Source organism: Streptomyces sp. NPDC008079 (assembly GCF_042957385.1).
In the GTDB taxonomy this organism is placed as follows: domain Bacteria; phylum Actinomycetota; class Actinomycetes; order Streptomycetales; family Streptomycetaceae; genus Actinacidiphila.
The window spans coordinates 1-15,699 of sequence record NZ_JBIBIC010000029.1 but is presented as its reverse complement, the minus strand read 5'-3'; the positions used below and the strand labels follow the sequence as shown (position 1 = coordinate 15,699).

16 protein-coding genes are annotated in these 15,699 nt (G+C 74.2%); 8 read left to right on the top strand and 8 right to left on the bottom strand.

Annotated features, from left to right (window positions below):
• The first annotated feature begins 11 nt into the window (after positions 1-11).
• From ACFZAM_RS35580 to ACFZAM_RS35570, 3 genes are all read left to right on the top strand, one after another.
• Positions 12-1,175, top strand: coding sequence for an LLM class flavin-dependent oxidoreductase (locus ACFZAM_RS35580; protein WP_391052325.1), 1,164 nt, complete (start codon positions 12-14; stop codon positions 1,173-1,175).
• Entirely contained in the window at positions 1,172-1,978 is an 807-nt protein-coding gene (locus tag ACFZAM_RS35575; protein WP_391052323.1) for a serine aminopeptidase domain-containing protein, read from the top strand. Before ACFZAM_RS35580 ends, ACFZAM_RS35575 begins: the two co-directional genes overlap by 4 nt.
• A 74-nt stretch (positions 1,979-2,052) precedes the next feature.
• Positions 2,053-2,604 (top strand): flavin reductase family protein, encoded by a 552-nt coding sequence (locus ACFZAM_RS35570; protein ID WP_355345797.1) that lies wholly within the window; start codon positions 2,053-2,055, stop codon positions 2,602-2,604.
• 33 nt (positions 2,605-2,637) lie between these two features.
• Here ACFZAM_RS35570 and ACFZAM_RS35565 read toward each other — a convergent pair whose 3' ends face one another.
• The 6 genes from ACFZAM_RS35565 to ACFZAM_RS35540 all read right to left on the bottom strand — a co-directional run bounded on the left by ACFZAM_RS35565 (position 2,638) and on the right by ACFZAM_RS35540 (position 9,623).
• Positions 2,638-3,399, bottom strand: coding sequence for a methyltransferase domain-containing protein (locus ACFZAM_RS35565; protein WP_391052319.1), 762 nt, complete (start codon positions 3,397-3,399; stop codon positions 2,638-2,640).
• A gap of 244 nt (positions 3,400-3,643) precedes the next feature.
• Positions 3,644-4,978 (bottom strand): hypothetical protein, encoded by a 1,335-nt coding sequence (locus ACFZAM_RS35560; protein ID WP_391052316.1) that lies wholly within the window; start codon positions 4,976-4,978, stop codon positions 3,644-3,646.
• A gap of 166 nt (positions 4,979-5,144) precedes the next feature.
• Positions 5,145-5,735 carry a lytic polysaccharide monooxygenase gene (locus ACFZAM_RS35555; RefSeq protein WP_391052314.1) on the bottom strand — a complete coding sequence of 197 codons (591 nt, stop codon included), beginning with the start codon at positions 5,733-5,735 and terminating at the stop codon, positions 5,145-5,147.
• 248 nt (positions 5,736-5,983) lie between these two features.
• The gene (locus ACFZAM_RS35550) at positions 5,984-7,363 is read right to left on the bottom strand and encodes a cellulose binding domain-containing protein (RefSeq protein WP_391052311.1); all 1,380 of its coding nucleotides are present in this window, start codon (positions 7,361-7,363) and stop codon (positions 5,984-5,986) included.
• Between the two features lie 347 nt (positions 7,364-7,710).
• Complete coding sequence (locus tag ACFZAM_RS35545; RefSeq protein WP_391052309.1) at positions 7,711-8,661, bottom strand: anti-sigma factor RsbA family regulatory protein; 951 nt, start codon at positions 8,659-8,661, stop codon at positions 7,711-7,713.
• Between the two features lie 323 nt (positions 8,662-8,984).
• The gene (locus tag ACFZAM_RS35540) at positions 8,985-9,623 is read right to left on the bottom strand and encodes an alpha-ketoglutarate-dependent dioxygenase AlkB (RefSeq protein WP_391052307.1); all 639 of its coding nucleotides are present in this window, start codon (positions 9,621-9,623) and stop codon (positions 8,985-8,987) included.
• A gap of 168 nt (positions 9,624-9,791) precedes the next feature.
• On the opposite strand from ACFZAM_RS35540, the gene ACFZAM_RS35535 reads away from it, so the two are divergent.
• The gene (locus ACFZAM_RS35535) at positions 9,792-11,345 is read left to right on the top strand and encodes an ATP-dependent DNA ligase (RefSeq protein WP_391052304.1); all 1,554 of its coding nucleotides are present in this window, start codon (positions 9,792-9,794) and stop codon (positions 11,343-11,345) included.
• A gap of 129 nt (positions 11,346-11,474) precedes the next feature.
• On the opposite strand, the gene ACFZAM_RS35530 is transcribed toward ACFZAM_RS35535, so the two are convergent.
• Positions 11,475-11,852: a hypothetical protein gene (locus ACFZAM_RS35530; RefSeq protein WP_355350292.1), complete on the bottom strand. Its 378-nt coding sequence runs from the start codon at positions 11,850-11,852 to the stop codon at positions 11,475-11,477.
• 126 nt (positions 11,853-11,978) lie between these two features.
• Between ACFZAM_RS35530 and ACFZAM_RS35525 the strand changes: the two genes are divergently transcribed.
• Both ACFZAM_RS35525 and ACFZAM_RS35520 read left to right on the top strand, forming a co-directional pair.
• Positions 11,979-12,413, top strand: coding sequence for a YchJ family metal-binding protein (locus ACFZAM_RS35525; protein WP_355350289.1), 435 nt, complete (start codon positions 11,979-11,981; stop codon positions 12,411-12,413).
• Positions 12,374-13,036, top strand: coding sequence for a hypothetical protein (locus ACFZAM_RS35520; RefSeq protein ID WP_391052300.1), 663 nt, complete (start codon positions 12,374-12,376; stop codon positions 13,034-13,036). The genes ACFZAM_RS35525 and ACFZAM_RS35520 overlap by 40 nt, the downstream gene beginning before the upstream one ends.
• Positions 13,037-13,045: 9 nt before the next feature.
• Here ACFZAM_RS35520 and ACFZAM_RS35515 read toward each other — a convergent pair whose 3' ends face one another.
• The gene (locus ACFZAM_RS35515; RefSeq protein ID WP_391052298.1) at positions 13,046-14,305 is read right to left on the bottom strand and encodes an MFS transporter; all 1,260 of its coding nucleotides are present in this window, start codon (positions 14,303-14,305) and stop codon (positions 13,046-13,048) included.
• 434 nt (positions 14,306-14,739) lie between these two features.
• Here ACFZAM_RS35515 and ACFZAM_RS35510 point away from each other — a divergent pair, with 434 nt between their 5' ends.
• The gene (locus tag ACFZAM_RS35510) at positions 14,740-14,910 is read left to right on the top strand and encodes a hypothetical protein (protein ID WP_355350281.1); all 171 of its coding nucleotides are present in this window, start codon (positions 14,740-14,742) and stop codon (positions 14,908-14,910) included.
• A gap of 397 nt (positions 14,911-15,307) precedes the next feature.
• Entirely contained in the window at positions 15,308-15,556 is a 249-nt protein-coding gene (locus ACFZAM_RS35505) for a DUF5133 domain-containing protein (RefSeq protein WP_355350278.1), read from the top strand.
• Positions 15,557-15,699: the final 143 nt, after the last annotated feature.

Below are 15,699 nucleotides of genomic sequence, written 5' to 3'. Positions count from 1 at the left end.
CCCCAGCAGCCATGCCTGTTGAGTTCATCGGCATGATCGGCACCCGCGACGTCTCCGAGGTCCGTCCTCCGTCCGGGCCGGTCGTCGACCCCGACTACACGCGGCGGTTCGCCCTCGCCCACGAGGAGGCGGGCTTCGACCGCGTCCTGATCGGCTACGGCTCCGGCAGCCCCGACGGTACGCAGGTCGCCGCCCATGTCGCCGCGCACACCGAGCGGTTGGGCCTGCTGGTGGCGCACCGCCCCGGCTTCGTCGCCCCGACCCTTGCGGCCAGGACCTTCGCCACCCTCGACCAGTTCTCCGGCGGGCGCACCGCGGTGCACATCATCACCGGCGGGCACGACGCCGAGCAGCGCAGGGACGGCGACCACCTCGGCAAGGACGACCGCTACGCGCGGACCGACGAATACCTCGACATCCTCAAGTCCGCCTGGACCAGCACAGAACCGGTCAGCCACGAGGGCCGCTTCTACCACTACGAGGACTACCTCTCCGAGGTGCGCCCGGTCACCGAGCCCCGCATCCCGCTGTACTTCGGCGGCTCGTCCGAGGCGGCCTACCGGGTCGGCGGCAAGCACGCCGACGTCTTCGCGCTGTGGGGCGAACCGCTGGCGGAGACGGCGGAGCAGATCGCGTCCGTGCGGGCCGCGGCCGCGGCGGCGGGCCGCACCGAGCCGCCGCGGATCAGCGTCTCCTTCCGGCCGATCCTCGGCCGTACCGAGGAGGAGGCGTGGGACCGCGCGCACCGCATCCTGGACACCATCAACTCCCGCGGCGCGGCAGGGTCGTTCGTCGGCAGCCGCCGCACAACCCTGCCGGTCGGCCCGGACGCCCAGCCGCAGAACACCGGCTCGCAGCGGCTGCTCGCCGCCGCGGCCAAGGGTGAGCTGCACGACCGCGCGCTGTGGACCCCCACCGCCAAGGCGACCGGGGCGGCGGGCAATTCGACCGCCCTGGTCGGCACGCCGGAGACCGTCGCCCAGGCGCTGCTGGACTACGTGGACATCGGCGTCACCACGCTGCTGATCCGCGGCTACGACCCGCTGGACGACGTGATCGACTACGGCCGTGACCTGCTGCCGCTGGTCCGGGCCGAGGTGGCCCGGCGCGACGCGGACGCGACGGGCGTGTCCGGCTCCGCTCCCGCGGTCGCCGCCGTGAGCGGTGCCCGATGAGCGCCCCGGTCGGCCTCGCCGAGGCCACCGGCGACCCGGTGCACCCGCGAGTCCCGAGCCCGGCGGAGGAGGCCGCGCCGGTCGCGGACTGGTACCCGGCCGCGGGCCTGGCGCACCGCGGCACCGTCGTCCTGCTCCCCGGGCGCGGTGAACACCCGGGCGTGTACGAGCGGTTCGGCCGGCGGCTGGCGGCCGACGCGTATGTCGTCCACGTACTCGACGTGCCCGAGGACGGCGATCCCGAGCCGGTCGCGGGCGCCGTCGAAGCGATCGCGGCGGGCGCGGCCAGGCCGCTGGTGCTGGCCGGTTCCGACAGCGGGGCCCTGCACGCGCTGGCAGCCGCGGGGCGTACGGGCGTCGCACCGGACGCGCTGCTGCTCGCCGGGGCGCCGGAACCGGGCGCGGCGGCCGGGTGGGACGACGAGCTGGCCGTACGCACGGCGTGCCCGACGCACCGGGGGCGACTGGACGCCGACCCGCTGTTCGTCGCCGGCGCCCTCGCCGCCCCCGTCCCCGGCGCACTGGCCGAGGCCGCCGACGCGGCGCTCACAGCCGGGCTCCCGTTCCCGGCCCTCGTGCTGCACGGCGCGGCCGACCCGGTCTCCGCGCCGTCCGTCGCCCACTCCCTGGCCGCGCGGCTGCCCGCGGCGACCCTGACCACGGTGACGGACGGCAGGCACGACGTGCTCAACGACATCCAGCACCGCAGTGTCGCCGCCCTCGTCGTCCAGTGGCTGGAGCGGCTGCGTATCGCTCCCTCGCTCCCGCCGATCCTCACGGTGACCCCGGTCGCCGCGCCCTGACGCCCCGCCATGTGCCCGGCCCCGTAAGGGGTCCGGCCACTCCCCTGGCATCCGACCCGGAAGGACCGCCCGTCATGACCGCGACCCCGTCGCTCGCCGCTGCCACCAACTCACCCGTGGATCACACCCGTTCCGCCGCCGGAGCGGTACGTCCGGCCGATCTGCTGCGGCGTACGCTGCGGCGGCAGGCGACGGCGGTGACCGTCGTGACCGTGCCGGGTCCCGCGGGATTCACCGCGACGTCCTTCACCTCGGCGTCCCTCGAACCGGCCCTGGTGTCCTTCTACTTGTCCACCACGGCGTCCACGGCGGGCGCCGTCAGGTCGGCCGACCGTTTCGCGGTGCATCTGCTCGGGTCCGACCAGGAGGACCTGGCGCGGGGCTTCGCGCGCAGTGGCGTGGACCGGTTCGCCGGGGTGGACTGGACACCGGACACGGGCGGGCTGCCGCTGCTGTCCGGGGTGCCGGCCTGGCTGACCGCCCGTACCGTGCACGTCCACGATGTCGGCGACCACTTCCTCGTGGTCGGCCATGTGGAGGACGCGGGCGGTCCCGGCGCGGACTCGCCGCTGGTCCACCACGACGGGGCGTTCGGCACCTTCCACACCGACCGGCCCCGCGCGTAACCGCGACGGGCGTCGCGGGGGGCGGTCCCGGCGTCAGGCCGCCTTCCGCGCCTCGATGAGGAAGCGGGTCACCGTGGCCGTGAACGACCCCTCGGACGTGATGTGTTCGTGCAGGGCGCGCAGGGTGTCGCGGTGCTCGGCGACCGTGAATCCGGGGACCATCCAGATGACCTTGCGCAGGTAGTAGACGACCGCGCCGATGTCGTGGAATTCCATTCGCAGCGACTCGGCGCGCAGGTCGACCACCTCGAGTCCGGCCGCGGCGGCGCCCGCACGCGCCAGGTCGGGGTGGCGCGCGCCGCGCACCGCGTCGGGCTGCTCTCCGAGGAAGAACTCCACGAGCTCGAACGCGCTGGCCGGGCCGACCTGCTGGGAGAAGTACGTGCCGCCGGGGCGCAGGACGCGCGCGATCTCGTCCCACCACACCGTCACGGGGTGGCGGCTGGTCACCAGGTCGAACGCCTCGTCGGCGAAGGGCAGCGGGGGCTCGTCCGTGTCCGCGACGACGACCGCGCCGCGCGGGTGCAGCAGCGCGGTCGCCTTGGCCACATTCGGCGGCCACGACTCGGTCGCGGCCATCAGCGGCGGCAGCGCGGGCACCCCGGCGAGCACTTCGCCGCCGCCGGTCTGGATGTCGAGCGCGGCCGACGCCCGGCCGAGACGCTCGCCCATCCGCCGCTGATACCCCCACGACGGCCGCTGCTCGGTGGCCCGCCCGCCCAGCCAGGAGAAGTCCCACCCGTCGACCGACACCGAGTCGGCCTCCGCCACCAGCGCGTCGAAGTCACGTTCCATCCCGGCATCATCGCCGCAGGCCGCCCGCCGGACCACTCGATTAACCCGTGCCTCGATCGCCTCGAACCTCGACCAGCCCGGGCTCGGGCCGCGAACACACCCGGGCCGCGACCACCTCAGGCTTCGACCACCTCGGACCTCAATCACACCCGGGCCTCGATCAACCGGCGCCTGGGCCACGGGCCGTACCTGAGTAGCCGGCCAGCAAGGGGGGCCGTCCCGCGCCGGAGGCGGCCCCTGCCGCTCAGCGCACCGGCACCCCGCCGTAGCCCTGGACGATCGGCCGCCAGGTCGGCTGGAACTGGGGAAGGGTCGAGCCGACCGCCCACGCGGTGGGTGTGCCGGGCAGCGGGTGCGGCACGGCGGCCACGCCGAAGAGCGAGGCACCCTGGCCCGCCGCGTCGGTCGCCGCGGGCTCGGCGTGCCAGGCCGCGCCGTCCCAGCGCATGGTGAACGCCGGTGTGGCCACGCCCTGTTGCTCGCCGACGGCGATCAGGCCGTGCTCGCCGTACGCGGTGACGCCGTGCAGGTCCGCGTGGACGGCGGGCGCCGCGACCTCCGTCCACGTACGCCCGTCCCAGTGCAGGGTCAGCGGGGAGTTCGTGCCGTCCGGCGTGCTGCTCCCGCCGACCGCCCACACGTCGTCGGGGCCGAGCACGGCGACGCTCTCCAGCGACTCGCCGCGGCCGGCGGTGTGCGGCGTCGGCACGATCCGCCAGGCCGCGCCGTCCCAGCGCTCGACGAGCGGGCGGCCCTCGCCCCGCGCGTCGTAGACGACGCCGACGGCCCAGACACGACCGTCGCCGTCGGCCGCCGCACCCGACAGCAGCGCGTCGCCGCCAGGCTCCGGGGTGGCGACCGACGACCAGGCGCGCCCGTTCCAGTGGTACGCCAGCGGGCGCGGCGCGCCGATCCGGTCCTGCGCGGTGACGCCGACCGTCCAGAGGTCGTCCGGGCCGGTGCCCGCGAGCGCCGACGGGTACGCCGACCGGTCGGCGGCCTCCGCGGGCAGCGGGACCTCCTGCCAGCGGCGGCCGTCGAAGTGCTCGGCCAGCGAGCGGTCCTGGAACGCCGCGGCGTCGTTCCAGGAGCCGACAGCCCAGACGTCACGGGCGGACAGCGGCAGTACGGCGTCGAGCTTGCCGTTCGCCGCCGCGCCGACGGACGGCCGGTGGGCGAGCGGGCCGGTGGCGTTCCACCGGGCGCCGTCGAACCGCTCGGCGACGGGGACGTTCACGCCCGACGGGTCCTCGCGGTAGCCGACCGACCACGCGTCGAGCGAGTCGCGGGCCGCCACGGCGCGCAGTTCCTCGTCCCGCTCGGGCCCGGCCGCGCGGCGGCTGCGCCACACCGGCAGGTCGGGGCCGCCGGGCGCGGGCGCGGCAGCGGAAGCGTCCGGCACCGGGGCGAAGGCCGAGTCCCGTACCCCGTCGCCGGGCGCCGCCGTCGCCGTCGCCGCGCCCGCTCCCGTTCCGGCGAGCGCCGCCGCAGCCGTGAGGGCCGCCGCGGCGAACACTCCGCCGCGCGCCCGCCTCGGGCCGAGGCCCCGCGTCAGTCGCCGTCCCCGTCGTGTCCGCATCCCGCTGCCGCCTCCGTCGTCGTGTCGCGCGCCGTCCGGGCGTCCGAACGGCCCGGTTCCGGCTTCGACACTGCCCTACGCGGCGGCGCGGGTGCGGCTGCCCACGCCGGGCGTTACGGTGACGCACCGTCAGCGGAGCAGGACGGCGGCGGCCCCGGACAGTGCGTCAGAACTGCACGTCGGCGCAGGAGTAGAAGGCGTTCGCGGTGTCTGCGATGGTCCAGACGCCGACGATGAGCTGCTTGCCGCTCAGCCCGCTGGGGATCGTGCCCTGGTGGACGACGGTGGCGGGCGGCTGAGAGCCGTTGTAGGGGATCTTCAGGAAGGGCGTGGTGTTGAGCATCGCCCGGATGAGCGGCTTCTTCGGGTCGTACCCGGCCTTGGTCAGGTAGTACGAGAAGTCGGTCGTCGAGTGCCGGGCGGTCAACTTCCAGGTGAAGGTGTAGCTCTGACCGCCCGTCACGTGTGTGGCGGGCCAGCCGCCGTTGCGCGGGTCGTCGAGCTGGGCGAAGCGGCTGTTGGCGCCGCTGCAGATCTTGCCGTCGGCGGGACCGCCGGCCGGGAAGCCCTTGGGGCCCTCAACGCTCTGCGGCTCGTACTGGATGTCGCCGCAGTTCGTGACGGTCCCGGCGGCGCACAGCGCCTGGCGGCTGGGCGGGGTGCTGATGTAGCCGTGACTGCTGGCGCTTCCGGTGGCGAGCACGAACGAACCGGCGACGCCGAGCCCGATCACGGCCGCACTGATCTTCTTGCGCATGGCGTACTCCTTGAGAACGTGGGGGAGTTCCGCGGATGTCTACGGTCGTACGCGGCCCGGACCTGCCCGTGCGGCACAAGACCACACCGATCCAGGTCTAGACCAAGTCGCACCCTAGTCCCAGGATTTAGTCATGTCCACACCAAGAATCAGCCGTGCGGCGGCGCAATGTGTCCGCTACGCACGGCGGCCCGGCGAGCGGGTCTCCCCGCTCGCCGGGCCGCCGCGAGGCGTGACCGGACGGTGCGTCAGGTCGCCGTGCAGGTCAGCACGGGAACGGCGTTCCCGCCGCTGTACGTGCCCTGGAAGCCGAAGTGGGTCTCGGCGGACGGCGCGAGGGCGCCGTTGTAGGCGAGACTCGCCGCGGTCACCGCCGCGCCCGACTGGGCGACGGTGGCGTTCCAGGAGTTGGTGACGCGCTGGCTGCCGGGGTAGGTCCACGACACCGTCCACGAACGCGTCGCCGACGTACCGCTGTTGGCCACCGTCACATCGGCGGTGAAGCCGCTCCCCCAGTCGTTGCTCACCGTGTAGCTGGCGGAACAGCCGCTGCCGCCACCGCCGTTGGACCCGCTGGAGGTGGTCGCGGTGACCGGCGCCGAGGCGGCGGAGGTGTTGCCCGCCGCGTCGCGGGCCTTGACGGTGTACGTGTACGCCGTCGCGGCGGTCAGCCCCGAGTCGGTGTACGACCGGCCGGCGGTCGTCCCCACCAACGCGCCGCCGCGGTAGACGTCGTACGCCGTCACCCCGACGTTGTCGGTCGCCGCCGACCAGCCCAGGGAGACCGAGGTCGCCGTGGTCCCGGTGACGCCGAGGCCGCCGGGCGCGGTCGGCGCCTGGGTGTCGGAGCCGGTGCCGCCGGAGCCCGCCGCGCTCGCGCTGAAGGAGAAGCCGGTGGTGGCCAGACCCTGGCCGCCCTGCCAGACCTCGAAACCGGCCTCGGCGTCGATGAGGTAGTGCGCCGGGTCGACCGAACCGCGGCCGACCGCGTCGTCGATCAGCGCCTTGACGTCGAGGTTCGAGACCGAGGTCCCGCCGCCCTGCAACACGTAGGAGATGATCTTCCACGAGGTCTGACGGCCGGTCCACACGTCCCAGTTGTGACCCGCGGCGGCCGACGTGCCGCTCTTCCCGCCGAACGGCTGCACCCCGCCACGGCTGTTGAGCCAGATCATGATCTCGGTGCCGTCAGGCTGACCGGCCGTGGTCGGCGTCGAGTTGATCCACAGGTCGTACGCGACGTCGTAGGCGCCGGACGCCGGTTGCACCGTGCTCCACGAGGAGACCGCGCTGCCCAGCTTGCTGATCTGGATCGGCATACCGCTGTTCGGCGTGCAGTCGCCCCAGTGGCAGCCCTTGAAGAGCGAGGGATACGTGGCGGGCGCGCCGTTCGTCGGCAGGTTGAAGTCGGCCGTCGCCAGCGACCAAGCGGTGCCGCTGGAGTACGTGACGCACTGCTGCGCGGTGGAGTTCCACTCGTTGGCCTGGAGCGTGTACTCGCCACCGGCCACCGGGAGGGTGCCCTGCGGCGCGCAGGTCGAGACGGGGTCGGCGTGCGCGGTCGTCGAGGTGGTCAGCGGCAGCAGCAGCGCCGCGACGGCGGCGAGCACCGCGACCGCCGGGCGCAACCGGCTGAGCCGCCGGAGCGGATGGGGCCGGTTCCGACGGGGCGGACGGGGCGGACGGGGCAGCCGGGGCCGTGCGAGCGGCCCGGAGCGAGGACGGGCGGGATGACGTGTCACTGGTAAGTCCCTTCACCAGTTCGTGGGGGGATGGGTGACGGCTCGGCAGCGCAGGGCACGATGGGAGCGCTCCCATGCCACCGCGTTCATGAAGCCAGGCCCCTCCCCCGGCGTCAAGGGGCTCCGCATGGCAGAGGGTCCCCGCCGTCCGCGTACCGCGAGACCACACCGTGCGCGCACAGCGAAAGGCCCCGCTCACGCGACGTCGGCGGGGCGGGGCGGTTCGGGGTCGGTCAGTCCGCGGCTCCGGCCGGGACGGGAGCGCCGCCGAGGTAGCAGCGGATCGCCGTGCCGTCGGGGGCGGCGTGGACGCGGACGAGGTCCGCGATGTGATTGACCATCAGCAGACCGCGACCGCCCGGGCGGCCGTTCGGAGGCAGGCGGCGGCCCGCCATCGGGTCGCTGAGCCTGCCGCCGTCGCGGACCTCGCAGACCACCTGGTCGTTCTCGGTCCACAGCCGGATCGTGCCGGAACCGCCGCCGTGCAGAACGCTGTTGGTGATGAGTTCGGAGACCGCGAGGGCCAGGTCGTCCAGCCGGGTGCCGGTCAGGCCGAAGCCGCCCGCCAGCCGGACGGCGAAGCGCCGCGCGTCGCGCAGGCGTTGGTCGTCGAAGGCGAAGGACGCGGCGTCCCGCGGCTCGGGCAGCGGGGTGTTGCCGGAGGCGACGGCGTGGTCCGGCGCGTAGCGGTCGCTGGGCCGCTCACGGCCCGCCTCGATCACCACCGGATGGGTGGCGTGCGCGTCGTCCAGGACGTCGGGGGCGAGCCCGGCCGCGTCGTACGGACACAGGATCGTCACCTGCCGCCCGGCGAAGGCGGTGTTGATCAGCGCCTCGTGCTGGACGCAGGCCGGGTACTCCAGCGCGGTGCGCCCCGGCCAGATCGGCTCGCCGATGATCCGGACCGGACCCGGCGGCTGCGCGTCGCAGAAGGCGCGGAGCACGGCCGGAATGATGCGCCCGGGGTTGCGCCCGACCGTGGTCATGTCGATGAAGCGCACGGCGCCCGCGTCGGACCCGAGGGCGGTACGCAGCAGGCCGAGTCCGACGGGCGGGGCCGCGACGGCGACCGGTTCGCCCGCGGCGAGGCCGTCCCGTACGAAGGGGACGGTGCCCTCCAGATACTCGCGCGCGCCGCGGTAGAACAGAGCGGGATGGGAGAAGTTCCGGGCAGGACTGATCACGGCGCCACCGTTCGCGACATCGCACGGCAGCGTCCCGGTGGCGTTTCCCACGCCTCTCGCGTCGGCCTCGGCGCCCCCTGACGCCGGCCGACCGCGATGTCCACCCTGAATGCCCCCTTCGGACACCTGCGGTTTTTTCGGACACCCCTTGACAGCGGTTTCGGACAACAGTGCTGTCACCGCCAGTATGCTCCTCGCCCGACGATCATCAACGCCGGGAGCCGCCTGGCCGCCGTACGCGCCCGCAGCGGGGGCCGCTCCCCCGGAGAACCGACCGGTCCCGCACCGCTCCGCGCCGGTCCCGCACCAACTCCGCACCGGTCCTACGCCACTCCGCGTGGCCGGAACTGGACGCTGATCCGCCCGCCCACCGCTCCCCGCGTCTTCGGCACCGCGTGATCCCAGGTCCGCTGGCAGGAGCCGCCCATCACGATCAGGTCGCCGTGGCCCAGCGGCTGCCGGACGGTGCTCCCGGCGCCCCCGCCGCCGCGCGGCCTGAGCAGCAGCGGGCGCGGCTCCCCCAGGGACACGATGGCGACCATCGTGTCGTGGGTGCCGCCGCGCCCGAAGCGGTCGCCGTGCCAGGCCACGCTGTCCCGGCCGTCGCGGTAGAAGCACAGTCCGGCGCTGACGAAGGGCTCGCCCAGTTCGGCCGCGTAGTGCGCGCTGAGCCGCGCGCGGGCGTCGGTGAGCACGTCGGCGGGCAGCGGGTCGCCCTCGCGGTAGTGGGCGAGGAGGCGGGGCACGGCCACCACGTTGTCGTACATCCGGCGCCGCTCCTCGCGCCAGGGGACCTCCGCGGCCAGGTCCGCGTAGAGGTCGTCGGCGCCGCTCAGCCATCCGGGGAGCGTGTCGATCCAGGCGCCCTGTCCGAGGTGGGTGCGGCGGGCTCCCTCCAGGTCACCGAGGCCCGGAGCGCCGCCGCCGAAGATGGACGCTTGCTGAGGGGACGGGTGGCTCATGCGCCGAGCCTACCTCGACTGTCGTACACCTGTTCTATTGTGTGCCGTGTGTCGAACGTGTGCCGAACGCGTGTGCCGGATGTCTGCCGGGCACACGTCGGGCATGCGTCGGGCATACGTCCGGCACACGCCGGGCGTTCCCGCCCGGTTCGCCGCAGGATGGAGAACATGCTGTTCGCCGAGGTCGCCCGTGTCTCGTACGAGGTCGCGCACACATCAGCGCGGACCCGCAAGACGGCGCTGCTGGCCGAGTTCTTCCGGGCCATGGAGCCCGAGGACGTGCCGGTCGCCATCGCGTATCTGGCCGGACGCCTGCCGCAGGGGCGGCTCGGTGTCGGCTGGGCGGCGCTGCGGGACCGCGCCGAGCCCGCCGCGGAGCCGACGCTGACCGTACGGGCGGTGGACGAGGCGCTGACGGCCGTCGGCGCGGTCGCGGGCGCCGGGTCGCAGGGCCGGCGGCGGGACCTGCTCCAGGGCCTGCTGGGCGCGGCGACCGAGCGGGAGCAGGAGTTCCTGGTCGGGCTGCTCACCGGCGAGGTCAGGCAGGGCGCGCTGGACGCCGCGGCGGCGGAGGGCCTGGCCGCCGCGACCGGCGCGCCGCCCGCCGACGTACGCCGCGCGGTGATGCTCGCGGGCGCCCTCGAACCGGTCGCGCGGGCCCTGCTGGCGCGGGGCCCCGACGCGCTCACCGAATTCGCCCTCGCGGTCGGCCGGCCGCTGCTGCCGATGCTGGCGTCCTCCGCCAAATCGGTCGCCGAGGCGGTCGCCAAGGCGGGGCCCTGCGCGATCGAGGAGAAGATCGACGGCATCCGTGTCCAGGTGCACCGCGACGGCGAGTCGGTCCGGATCTTCACCCGCACGCTGGACGACATCACCGAGCGCCTGCCGGAGGTCGTCGCGGCCGTCCGCGCGCTGGGCGCGGACCGTTTGGTCCTGGACGGCGAGGTGCTGGCGCTCGGCCCGGACGGGCGGCCCCGGCCATTCCAGGAGACCGCGGGCCGTGTCGGCTCCCGCGTCGACGTGTCGGCGGCGGCCCGCGCCCTGCCGCTGACGGCGGTCTTCTTCGACGTGCTCGCCGTCGGCGACCGGGACGCCACCGAGGACCTGCTCGACCGCGGCTACGACGAGCGGCACGCGGTGCTGGCCGGGCTCCTCCCCGAGGAGCTGCGGGTCCGGCGGACCGTCGTGTCGGACGCGGCGGACGAGGCGGAGCTGCGGGCCGCCGAGGACTTCTGGCGGGCCACGCTGGACCGCGGGCACGAGGGCGTGATGGTCAAGGCCGCCGACAGCGGCTACGCGGCCGGTCGGCGCGGCGCGTCCTGGATCAAGGTCAAGCCGGTGCACACCCTCGACCTGGTGGTGCTGGCCGTCGAGTGGGGCCACGGCCGCCGCACGGGAAAGCTCTCCAACCTCCACCTGGGCGCGCGCGACGGCGACGGCTTCGCCATGCTCGGCAAGACCTTCAAGGGCCTGACGGACGCGCTGCTCGACTGGCAGACCGAGCGGCTGCTCGCCCTGGCGGTCGGCCCCACCGACGGATACGTGGTCACCGTGCGCCCCGAACTGGTCGTCGAGATCGCCTACGACGGCCTCCAGACCTCGACCCGCTACCCGGCGGGCGTCACCCTGCGCTTCGCCCGCGTCGTGCGCTACCGCGAGGACAAGACGGCGGCCGAGGCCGACACGCTGGAGGCGGTACGGGCGGCGCACGGCGGGACGTGACGCGGACGGACGGCGTACGGCCGGACATGCCGCGGACCGCCGGGCGGCGCGCCCTCCCGGTCAGGCGGCGCCCCGTCCCGGGCAGTCGGTCACGCGGTCAGGCGGTCACGCGGTCACGCGGTCACGCGGTCACGCGGCGCCGTGGTTCTCCAGCCGGAAGCGCGCCTCCTGCTCCTGGTCGCCCGCCGCGGTGCCGACCACCCGGACGGTGAACGCCTCGGCCAGGCTCTCCCGCAGCCGGTCCACCGCGCGGTAGCCGCCCTGGGCCGTGACCGTCAGCGACTCGCCGAGCCGCGCGGGTCCCGGCACCCCGAGGGTGCGGGACACGTCGAAGGTGGCACTCCAGACCATCGGCCGCCCGTCCGCCGAGTCCTGCGGGATGTCGTCGGGCTCGCGGTCCGAGGCGAAGCTGGTGTTCAGAGCGTCGAGAACGGTCTGCGCGTCCTCCTTCGCGCAACCGTCGAAGGTGACCGCTACCTGGGCTGACTCGTCTTGCGCCGTACTCACGGGGATTCCTTTCGGAGGAGGATGGTGGCGCGCGCACCCGATTTGCGCCACGGTCAGCACTTTTCCGCTGCGGGGCGGGCAAAACCCACGACTCCCGCGAATGGCGGCGTCCGCCACAATCAGAGGATGCCCCGACGTCAGAACCGCCGCCCGGCGGCCACCCGGCTCTCCCCTACGGCTCCCTGCCCGTGCGGACGGCCCGCCGCGTACGACGACTGCTGCGGCGCCCTCCACCAGGGACGGTCCGCCGCCACGACCGCGGAGCAGCTCATGCGGTCGCGGTACGCCGCCTTCGCCGTACGCGACGCCGCCTATCTGCTGCGTACGTGGCACTCCGGCACCCGGCCGCCGGGCCTGCGCTTCGACGGGGACGTGCGGTGGACCGGCCTCGACATCCTCGGTTCGACCGGCGGCACCGCCTTCCACACCGAGGGCACCGTCGAATTCCGCGCCCGCTTCCTGGCCGACGGCCAACCGGGTGACCAGTACGAGAACAGCCGCTTCGGCCGCGAGGACGGTGCGTGGGTGTACGTCGACGCGCTGCCCGAGCGCAGCGGATGACGGCCCTCGACCCGGCCGTACGCGCGGCCCTGGCGCGCGACCTGCTGGACGCGCTGGCCGCGTACTGCCCCGGCTCCCGGACCCGGCTGCGCGGCTCGCTGGCCTCGGGCACCGCCGACGCCTACAGCGACATCGACCTCGAATGGACCGTGCCGGGCGACCGCTTCGCCCACTGCGTCGACACCGCCGCCGTGGCGTTGGGGCGCGTCCGGCCGCTGGCCTCGCTCCGCGTCGACCCGGAGTCGGCCGCCGCCATGGGCGAGCGGCTGCTCTTCGCCGCCTTCCGCGGTCTTCCGCTCTTCTGGCGCCTGGACCTGTCCGTCCGCGCGGAGCCGGCCGGGTCGGCCACCGTGCCCGCGGCGCCCGCCACCGCCTGGTCCCCGGCCGCCAGCGCCCTGGCCAACGCCGTCGCCACCGTCAAGATGCTGCGCCGCGGCCGTCCCGATGCCGCCCGCGGCCTGCTCACCCGCGGCCTCGCGCGCGTCGGCGCGCCCGACCACCTCACCGACGGCGCCCTCGCCGACGTCCTACGGCTGACGGCCGCCGCCGTCGCGTACGACCCGTCGCAGGCCGATCTGGCCGCCGCCGTGTCGGCGCTCGCCGAGGAGCGGCTACGCCCCTGAAGGCGGCTCCTAGGCCACCGGGCGGCGGGCGTCGTAGGCGACGAAGCCGCGCTGGAAGAGGCCGATCAGCGCGATCGCCGAGATGCACGCCAGGCCGCCGCCGACGACGGCGACGGTGGGCGTGAACAGGTCGGAGACGGAACCCGCGAGGAAGTCGCCGAGGCGGGGGCCGCCGACCACCACGACGAGGAAGACGCCCTGGAGGCGCCCGCGCATGTCGTCGGGGGCGGCGGATTGCAGCATGGTGTTGCGAAAGACCATCGAGACGGTGTCGGCGCAGCCCGCGAAGGCCAGGAAGAGCAGACCCAGCCAGAGGTTGCGGGTGAGGCCGAAGACGGCGACGGCCGCGCCCCAGGAGCCGACGGCGAGCAGCACGGCGAAGCCCTGGCGGTGGACCCGGCCGAGCCAGCCGGAGAAGACGCTGCCGAGGAGCGCGCCGACGGCGGGGGCCGCGGCGAGCAGGCCGACGGTGCGGGTGTCGCCGCCGAACCAGAGCCCGGCGACGGCGGGGAACAGCACGCGGGGCTGGGCGAGCACCATGGCGGCGAGGTCGGAGACGAAGGTGGTGCGCAGGTTGGGCCGGGCGGCGAGGTAGCGCAGGCCCTCGATGACCGACGGGCGGCGACGGGCCGCGCCGTCCCCTTCGCCGGGGAGCATCGCGGGCAGCCGCCACATCGCGTAGAGGGAGGCACTGAAGGCGGCGACGTCGACGGTGTACGCGGCCTGGTAGCCCCAGGCGCCGACGAGGACGGCGCCGAGCATGGGTCCTGCCATCTGGCCGACCCCGCCCGCGAGCGAGGCCAGCGCGTTGGCGGCGGGCAGCCGCTCGGGCGGCAGCAGGCGCGGGATCATCGAGGAGCGGGCGGGCGAGTTCATCGCGAAGCAGACCGCCTGGAGCGCGACGACGGCGTAGAGCAGTGCCACGGACCTGAGATGGCCGAAAGCCGCCGCGGCCAGCACGCCGGAGCAGACGGTGGAGCCGGCGGCCGTGATCAGGCCGAGCTTGCGCCGGTCGACCGCGTCGGCGACGGCGCCGCCGTACAGGCCGAAGACGATCAGCGGGACGAGCGAGAAGAGGCCGACCAGGCCGACGTAGAAGCTGGAGCCGGTGATCGCGTAGACCTGGAGCGAGACGGCCATCGCGGTCATCTGCGAGCCGATGTACGACACGGTGTTGCCGAACCACAGGCGGCGGAAGTCCGGGTGCTCGCGCAGCGGGCTCACATCGGCCAGCAGTCGGCGGCGGGGCTTGGCCGGCGGCGCGGACATCTCCGGCTTTCCGGATATTTCAGGCGCGCGTGACCCGGATGGCGCAGGCCCCTCGTCTCGGTCCTCTTCGCTGTTGAGCACGAGGAACCGTAGCAACCATGCGCCGCACGGCAGCGGCCAGGGCCGGTTTCGCACGCGCGCACGGCACTTCGCCACTGTGCGTAGCGCGCCGGAAACCGGCTGGTGACGGAGGACGGGCAGGCTTACGCTGTGCGGGACGAACCGGTCTCAGGGGATGTACCGAACCCCGGGGCCCGTCCCGGAACGAGTCGCCCACCTCGGCCGCGCTCCGGTCCTCCCCTTCGCCCCCGGGCGTGGGGGGCCCAAGGCGCCACCGCGTCCGTACCGCCCGAAGAGCCATCCCACCGGGCGCCGGGCGCGGTCGGACGGCCGCGTCGGGTGTCGCCGGTCCACGCGACGCAAAGGAGTGCGCGGTGTCACCTGATCAACTGAAGCGCAATGAGTCGGCCGAACGAGGCGGCGACGGTGCCTCGCTCCTGGCCGAGGAACGCCCCCTGGACACCTGGTCCCGGTGCGCGCCGATCCGCCTCGCCGGTTACGAGGACGATCTGACGGAGACCCACATCCTGCGCGGCATCGACTAGAAGGCCGCCCGGACGACACCGCGTCCGACAAGCAGTCAGCTGTCGACCTGTCACCGCGTCATGTCGTGGCGACAGGTCGACTCGTCGGTACGTCGGTACGTCGACACCCGGTGTTCGACAACCGGCCGCCCGACGCCCGCGCGAGCGGCATTCCCTCGGCACGGCGGCGAAGACGAGTCGAACATCACGTTCACCGGCCCCCGTTGTGGACATGAGTGTCATGTACCGTGAAGGGACTACTACTTCGCACCCCTCGACCCCTATCCGGGGCCTGCGCAAAGACGCGACGAAGAAGAGGGTGCGGCCCGGCAGGCAATTTTTTTCGCCGCTCTCACGCATGGAACAGCGTGGGCCGGGCAGGCGCGTCCCGACTTCGCCGACATCGAGGAGTACGACGATGCTGATGGCCCACCCGACCGTCCTTCGGAACCTGGTGGAACGCTACGAGACGCTGACCGCTGAGGTCGAGACGGCGAAGTCCGTCGACCCGCGCGTGCGGCAGCAGCTCCAGGACACGGCGTACACGCTGTGCGTGTCGACCGGCACCCGGGAGATCGCCCCGGCGCTGGCCGCCGCCCGCGTGCACATGGAGCGCCACCTGTTCATGGACGAGGACGACGAGACCGAGGACGCTTCGGCGGCCTGAAGCCAGACCCCACGACAGACGGTCACAGCGGCGGGGGGGGGGGGGGCGGGGGGGGGGGGCGGGGGGGGGGGGGGGGGGGGGCGCAAGCCACAAACCCACCCCCCAGACTGAAGGGAGTAAAATAGATAGCAGCAGCCAACCCT

What these genes read in the sequence shown, in the direction of transcription:
- ACFZAM_RS35525 (WP_355350289.1), top strand. Translation starts at nt 11,979, where the DNA reads ATGCCCCGACGTCAGAACCGCCGCCCGGCGGCCACCCGGCTCTCCCCT.
- ACFZAM_RS35560 (WP_391052316.1), bottom strand. Translation starts at nt 4,978, where the DNA reads ATGCGGACACGACGGGGACGGCGACTGACGCGGGGCCTCGGCCCGAGG.
- ACFZAM_RS35565 (WP_391052319.1), bottom strand. Translation starts at nt 3,399, where the DNA reads ATGGAACGTGACTTCGACGCGCTGGTGGCGGAGGCCGACTCGGTGTCG.
- ACFZAM_RS35540 (WP_391052307.1), bottom strand. Translation starts at nt 9,623, where the DNA reads ATGAGCCACCCGTCCCCTCAGCAAGCGTCCATCTTCGGCGGCGGCGCT.
- ACFZAM_RS35515 (WP_391052298.1), bottom strand. Translation starts at nt 14,305, where the DNA reads ATGTCCGCGCCGCCGGCCAAGCCCCGCCGCCGACTGCTGGCCGATGTG.
- ACFZAM_RS35580 (WP_391052325.1), top strand. Translation starts at nt 12, where the DNA reads ATGCCTGTTGAGTTCATCGGCATGATCGGCACCCGCGACGTCTCCGAG.
- ACFZAM_RS35575 (WP_391052323.1), top strand. Translation starts at nt 1,172, where the DNA reads ATGAGCGCCCCGGTCGGCCTCGCCGAGGCCACCGGCGACCCGGTGCAC.
- ACFZAM_RS35570 (WP_355345797.1), top strand. Translation starts at nt 2,053, where the DNA reads ATGACCGCGACCCCGTCGCTCGCCGCTGCCACCAACTCACCCGTGGAT.
- ACFZAM_RS35535 (WP_391052304.1), top strand. Translation starts at nt 9,792, where the DNA reads ATGCTGTTCGCCGAGGTCGCCCGTGTCTCGTACGAGGTCGCGCACACA.
- ACFZAM_RS35505 (WP_355350278.1), top strand. Translation starts at nt 15,308, where the DNA reads ATGCTGATGGCCCACCCGACCGTCCTTCGGAACCTGGTGGAACGCTAC.
- ACFZAM_RS35555 (WP_391052314.1), bottom strand. Translation starts at nt 5,735, where the DNA reads ATGCGCAAGAAGATCAGTGCGGCCGTGATCGGGCTCGGCGTCGCCGGT.